The organism is Fictibacillus aquaticus, assembly GCF_002245695.1.
Taxonomy (GTDB): domain Bacteria; phylum Bacillota; class Bacilli; order Bacillales; family Fictibacillaceae; genus Fictibacillus; species Fictibacillus aquaticus.
On sequence record NZ_NOII01000060.1, the window covers coordinates 1 to 6,086 of the forward strand.

Genomic DNA, 6,086 nt, shown 5'->3' on the forward strand with positions numbered 1-6,086 from the left:
CAGGAGCGATCACGTCGACGTTCGCCAGCCGTTTTGACGGAATGCATTATGGTCTTGACATCGCTCAAGGCGGAACAGTACCAATTCATGCTGCGGCTGATGGTACAGTAATTAAATCTGAGTACTCCAACTCTTACGGAAATGTAATCTATATCTCTCATTACATTGACGGCCAGACTTGGACGACTGTCTACGCGCATATGAGAAGCCGTGCTGTGCAGGGCGGATCCGTTAAGCGCGGTCAGATGATCGGCTATATGGGCAACACTGGACAGAGCATGGGGCAGCATTTGCACTTTGAACTTCACAAAGGGCCATGGAACCAAGCGAAATCCAATGCTGTAAACCCAGCAGCATACTGGTAAAATAAAATCATAATGTGAACAAGCTGTTCATATAGTACAGTAGGAGCAAGGGTAACTTTTCTCTTACAACAAAAGGCATCGCACTGGCAAGGTGTGGTGCCTTTTCCTGCAGAAAAAATGAGGTGACGACATGAATGTAAACAAAAAGATGCTCGTACTGGTTGCCGTAATTGCCATGCTGATCGGCGCAGGGGGGATGTACGGCGGATTAAGCTACTTTAATGCGAATGAGGTTTATCCTGGTTCGACTGTAAAAGAACTGCCGAAAACATCCGCTAAGTTTGATGAAAACCAAGAATTCTCTAAGCTTCAAAAAACGTATGAAATCATCTCATCACGCTATGTAGAGCAGGTGAGTGAAGAAAAACTGCTCGAGGGCGCAATTGATGGAATGGTGAAAACGCTGAAGGATCCATATTCTTCTTATATGGATGAAGAGACAGCAAATCAGTTCAGCCAGTCGCTCGATTCATCCTTTGAAGGAATCGGGGCAGAAGTGAGTATGGTAGACGGAAGAGTGACCATTGTCGCACCTTTTAAAGACTCCCCAGCGGAGAAGGCAGGACTAAAGCCGAACGATCAGATTTTGACGGTTGACGGCAAGAGCCTAGACGGACTTGACCTGTACAAAGCCGTACTGAAAATACGCGGCAAAAAAGGTTCTACAGTGACACTTGGCGTTAAGCGCAGCGGCGTAAGCGATGTGATGGATGTTAATGTAAAACGTGATGAAATTCCGATCGAAACAGTTTATTCTGATGTCAAAAAAGTAAAAGGCAAGAAAATCGGTGTGCTCGAGATCACTTCTTTCTCTGAAGATACAGGCGCTGATTTTAAAGAAAAGCTGACTGATCTTGAAAGCAAGAACATTGAGGGCCTCGTGATCGATGTACGCGGGAATCCAGGCGGTTATCTTGAAGCAGTAGACAGCATTTTAAAGCAGATTATCACGGACGATAAACCGTTTGTTCAGATTGAAGACCGCAAAGGCAACAAGCAGCGTTATGTTTCTCAGTTAAAAGAGAAGAAAGATTATCCAATAATCGGACTCATTGATGGAGGAAGCGCCTCAGCTTCTGAAATTCTGGCAGCTGCACTCCGTGAAGGTGGAGATTATGATTTAGTCGGGGAAAAATCATTTGGCAAAGGTACTGTTCAGCAGTCCATCGACCTTGGAGACGGAAGCAACATTAAGCTGACACTCTTTAAATGGCTGACACCTGACGGGAACTGGATCCATAAAAAAGGCATCAAGCCGACTCACGCAGTGAAACAGCCAGGTTATTTCTACACGAACCCGCTGAATATTGAAAAGCCGCTGGCATATGACAGCAACTCTGAGCAGGTTAAAAACGCTCAGATCATGCTGGACGGCCTAGGGTTTTCTCCTGGACGCACGGATGGCTATTTTGACGAAAAAACACAGACAGCCGTTATTGCCTTCCAAAAGGCAAACAAGCTGGAGCCGACAGGAAAAGTCGATGCAAAAACAGCAGGAAAAATGGAAGGCAAAATCATCGAGCAGATCCGAAGCGAGAAGAACGATGTGCAGCTCCAAACTGCGATTCAGCTTATTTTGGAACAGCAATAAGGCAGGAAAAACGACATTCTTCACGAATACTATCCGTAGAGGCATATGGCCTCTGCGGAATTTTTTTTGCACAGAAAAGGATGTATGAATATTGTTAGGCTGGTACAAAGGCAAGTTTTCTTTAAACGTTACCGGCTGGAGGAGAAGTTATGACAGAATTATTTTTGCTCGAACTGCTAAAAGGGTTGGGAAAATTGTTCGCAAACCCTCTATTTTATATGTTTCTTGCTGCAGCCTTCGTTANNCCGGGTCGGCCGTTTTTCTGGCAGCTGGTGTCGCACTGCCGTTCGGCATGCTTGCTTTTGTCGGCATTGCTTATGGATTATTAAGTCTGACAACTAAAACGCGTTTTCTGTCTCCTGCTTATGCTGTAGCAATCGCTGCAGCGGCTGCCCTCTTCATCCCTGAACTAAATACGGGGTACAGCATAATAAACCGCTGGAGCCAGGATATACAAGATACGTCAGTCATCTCGCTCGCTGTTATTTTAGGGGTACTGCTCGTGCAGGAGGGCATCCTCATTATCTGGAAGGGAGATAAGCGTACGTCACCGCGTCTTTTTAAAGGTAAAAGAGGGCAATACATAGGGGCCCATGAGGCGACAAGGCTTTGGATATTGCCCCAGTTTCTTCTTATCCCAGCAGGAAACGTGCCTGAAATTGGCTGGTGGCCGCTGATGGGTCTCGGTTCTGCAGGATTTGCTTTTATCCTGTTTCCGTTTGCGATCGGCTACCGGCAGCTTGTTACACATACGATTCCGGCTGAAGCCATTAAGGTTTTAGGGAGAAAAGTGCTGCTGCTCGGTATTGTTATTACAGCCGCAGCTGCTGGCGCGTTCGCGCTGGATTTAACACTGCTCGGCATTGCTGCTGTTGCAGCCGGACTCGTTGGCAGAGAGCTGATCACAATCTTAGCAGCACAACGTGATGACACGAAGCCATCTCTGTTTGTCCGCCGAAACCACGGGCTGATCGTGCTGGGTGTCATTCCAGGAACTCCAGCCGATTCGATGGGGCTGAAAACAGGTGAAGTAATCATGAAGGTGAACGGTGTAACGATGACACCGGACTCTAACTTTTATCAAGCGGTACAAAAGAACGCCGCCTTCTGCAAACTCGAGGTGCTCGATGAGCAGGGTGAAATCCGTTTTGCGCAGCGATCGGTGTATGAGACAGATCCGCATGAGCTGGGTGTGCTGTTTGTACATGATGTGAAAGAGAAGAGTAGTGCGGTTTCGTAACATAGACAAGAAGCATTCGATGCATTATCGCATCGAATGCTTTTTTTGCGTGCTATTGTGTAGATGAATGGCGAGATAAGTAATATGATGGAAATAAGTGGTGATTGCCGAATGAATAATGTAAAATTAGTAAAAACCGGCATAAGTAGTCTTATCTTGTGATTTGGAGAGAGATGTATGAAATCAAATCTAATTCAAGGCATAATTTTTTCGTTCCTAATTCATATACTTTTTGCTGCTGGCTGGTATTTAAACCTTTATTCAAAATTAAAGGTCAATAAAGAAAATGATTATGATCTTCAAAATACATATTCTTTTGGCTATCTCTATTTCGGTCCATTTCAAGATAACGTGAAGTTAGATGCAGCGTTCGCTACATCTATTTCATTTGTATTCATGTTGTTTTTATTTATTATCGTTAAACATTGTGTCATGAAATGGATCAGATTTAAGCCAAAGTAAAATATGTAAAGCATTTAAAAGAAGAGCTGGTGTCAATCAACGGCTCTTTTTCTTTTTACCAATTAAGCTCCCTTATCCCATCTGCAATCTTTTTAACCCCCTCAGTAATCAATCGATCTTCCACTTGCGATACACTGAGCCTAATAGTGTTTTCCTTGCGATAAGGCGGAAGGTACATTCCCGAAGCATCCTGTACAAGAACGTTTTTTAGCTTTAGGTGCTTGACTAGCTGTACGGCTTTTAGCCGGTCTGGGAAGGTAATGGTCGAGTAAAAACCAGACTCTCCTCCAGTAAAAACGGCACCTTCTGGAAGGTGATTTACATATGCTTGCTTCAAAATCTTACCCTTCTGACTGTATAGGTGCCGTAATTTTTGAATGTGCTTGTTATACATACCGCTCTCTAAGTAGATTTCCAGTGCGCCTTGAGTAAGAACAGGTGTATGTACGTCGGCTGCGAATTTCGCTTTTGTGAAGCCTTCAATTAAAGACTCCGACAGAACAGCAGCACCAAGTCTCAATCCTGGAAGAAGAACCTTCGAAAAGCTTTTCGTATAAATCACCCTGCCAGACGAATCGTAAGCAAACATCGGATCTGCCTTTCTGCGGGTATCGAGATCTCCCATATAATCATCCTCGATAATGTAAACATCATATTTCTGGGCGAGCTCTACAATCCTCTTTTTCTCTTTATTTGAGTAGCAATAGCCGGTAGGATTTTGAAACCTGGAAACTGTGTAAAAGAGTTTAATGTTTCTTTCACGGAAAATGTTCTCCAAACGATCCAGGTCTATTCCTTTCTCAGTCATTTCAATTCCAACTGCTGTTAGACCTCGGGATAATATTGATTCAATAAAACTAAAATGAGTAGGCTGTTCCACGCAAATTTCCGATTTGCCGTTTGGAGAGGGCAGTGATACAAGGATATCTAGTGCCTGCTGTGAACCTGAAACGACCGCAATCCTTTCAGGAACCGTAAACACCTGCAGGTCCTGAAGCTGCTTGGACAGCTGATATCGGAGGGAGGATAGCCCCAGCGGCTCGGAGTACTGAAACATCTCTTCTTTATAAGTTTCAATTGCCTGATTCATGCAATGCTGATAATCCCGGTACGGCATCTTAGTACGGTCAGGACCGGCAGAGGCGAAATCAATCACATCGGCTGAAGTCCCGCAAATGGACGGTGTGCTTCCAACAAGATAATAGCCGCTCTTTGGAACAGAAAACACTTTGTGATCATTTTCTAAATCCGAATACGCCTTAATAACGGAGTTTACGCTGCATCCAAGCTCTACTGCGAGTGAGCGGACAGAGGGGAGTTTTTCTCCTGGTTTAAGGCTTCCATCGGTTATTCTCGTTTCTATCTTCTCAATGATTTTTCCGTATATCGTCAGCATTTCATTGGTCCTCCTCCACATCTGTATGGGTACAGACGGGAAAAATGAAGCTTTTCCTGATGCGTTACGCTATTTATAGTATAGGGGAACAGCAATGAGTGCACATCATGAGATATTCCTATTAAAAAGGAGGAAGAAACATGAAGATGCTTAGAGCAGTGATGCTTGTTATCTTTTCTGTCCTGCTTATCGTTTCGGGGACAAATGTATCGAATGCTGGGCAAGAAACAAAGAGCCTTAACATCCAAGAGCTTTTCAACGGAAAAGAGGGCACAATGGTGCTGAAAAGTGTCAGGACACATAAAATGTATGTGTACAATGAAAAAAGAAGCCGGGAACGGTTCACGCCAGAATCAACATTCAAAGTGGCGAACGCGTTGATCGGTCTGCAGACGAGTGCTGTGAGAGATGAATATGAAGTTAAGCGCTGGGATGGTACAGTAAGAGAATTTGAGAACTGGAACCGAGATCATTCATTGGCGTCTGCCATGAGAGAATCTGCGATCTGGTTTTATCAGGATATGGCGAGAGATATCGGAACGGCTAATATGCAGGAGTACGTGACTCGAATGAAATATGGCAACCAAGACATTTCAGGCGGTAGCGATTCATTCTGGCTGAACAGCTCGCTGAAAATTTCGGCCGTTGAGCAGGCTGACTTTATTGAAAAGCTCGTACGAGAAAGACTGCCTTTTAACGAAAATCATCAAAAAACTGTGAAGCGAATGATGATTCAGGATGAACAGGATGCATATACGCTGCACGGAAAAACAGGAACAAGGCTATCTGACTTTGGATTAGGATGGTATACAGGATTTGTTGAGACAAAAAAGGATACATGGGTGTTCGCCGTGAATATAGATGGAAGCGGGACTTCAGCAAAAAACATCGCGGTAGAGGCATTGCGGCAGAAAAAGATAATAAAATAGTGATGTAAATGGTACAGAATAGAGGTGCAGCGTTGAAAACGTACACTTTTACTAAAGCGATCGGTGTTCTGGTTGGCGTACTAACGATCTTGGGTGGTATTTT

5 protein-coding genes are annotated in these 6,086 nt (G+C 44.2%); 4 read left to right on the forward strand and 1 reads right to left on the reverse strand.

Going from position 1 to position 6,086, the window contains the following annotated elements:
- The 3 genes from CGZ90_RS19540 to CGZ90_RS19555 form a co-directional block, all read left to right on the forward strand.
- On the forward strand, positions 1-365 hold a 365-nt coding region (locus tag CGZ90_RS19540; RefSeq protein ID WP_133063626.1), incomplete at its 5' end, for a M23 family metallopeptidase.
- 130 nt (positions 366-495) lie between these two features.
- Positions 496-1,956: a S41 family peptidase gene (locus tag CGZ90_RS19545; RefSeq protein WP_094254167.1), complete on the forward strand. Its 1,461-nt coding sequence runs from the start codon at positions 496-498 to the stop codon at positions 1,954-1,956.
- Between the two features lie 1,417 nt (positions 1,957-3,373).
- Positions 3,374-3,658, forward strand: a complete 285-nt coding sequence (locus CGZ90_RS19555; RefSeq protein ID WP_094254169.1) for a hypothetical protein — start codon at positions 3,374-3,376, stop codon at positions 3,656-3,658.
- Between the two features lie 55 nt (positions 3,659-3,713).
- On the opposite strand, the gene CGZ90_RS19560 is transcribed toward CGZ90_RS19555, so the two are convergent.
- Positions 3,714-5,054, reverse strand: coding sequence for an aminotransferase-like domain-containing protein (locus CGZ90_RS19560; protein ID WP_094254170.1), 1,341 nt, complete (start codon positions 5,052-5,054; stop codon positions 3,714-3,716).
- A gap of 146 nt (positions 5,055-5,200) precedes the next feature.
- On the opposite strand from CGZ90_RS19560, the gene blaOXA reads away from it, so the two are divergent.
- On the forward strand, positions 5,201-5,983 hold the full coding sequence (gene blaOXA, locus CGZ90_RS19565; RefSeq protein WP_379675170.1) for a class D beta-lactamase: 783 nt from the start codon (positions 5,201-5,203) through the stop codon (positions 5,981-5,983).
- Positions 5,984-6,086: the final 103 nt, after the last annotated feature.

Bases quoted from the DNA above. Each gene is read 5' to 3' on its own strand.
- CGZ90_RS19555 (WP_094254169.1), top strand. From the start codon at position 3,374: ATGAAATCAAATCTAATTCAAGGCATAATTTTTTCGTTCCTAATTCAT.
- CGZ90_RS19545 (WP_094254167.1), top strand. From the start codon at position 496: ATGAATGTAAACAAAAAGATGCTCGTACTGGTTGCCGTAATTGCCATG.
- blaOXA (WP_379675170.1), top strand. From the start codon at position 5,201: ATGCTTAGAGCAGTGATGCTTGTTATCTTTTCTGTCCTGCTTATCGTT.
- CGZ90_RS19560 (WP_094254170.1), bottom strand. From the start codon at position 5,054: ATGCTGACGATATACGGAAAAATCATTGAGAAGATAGAAACGAGAATA.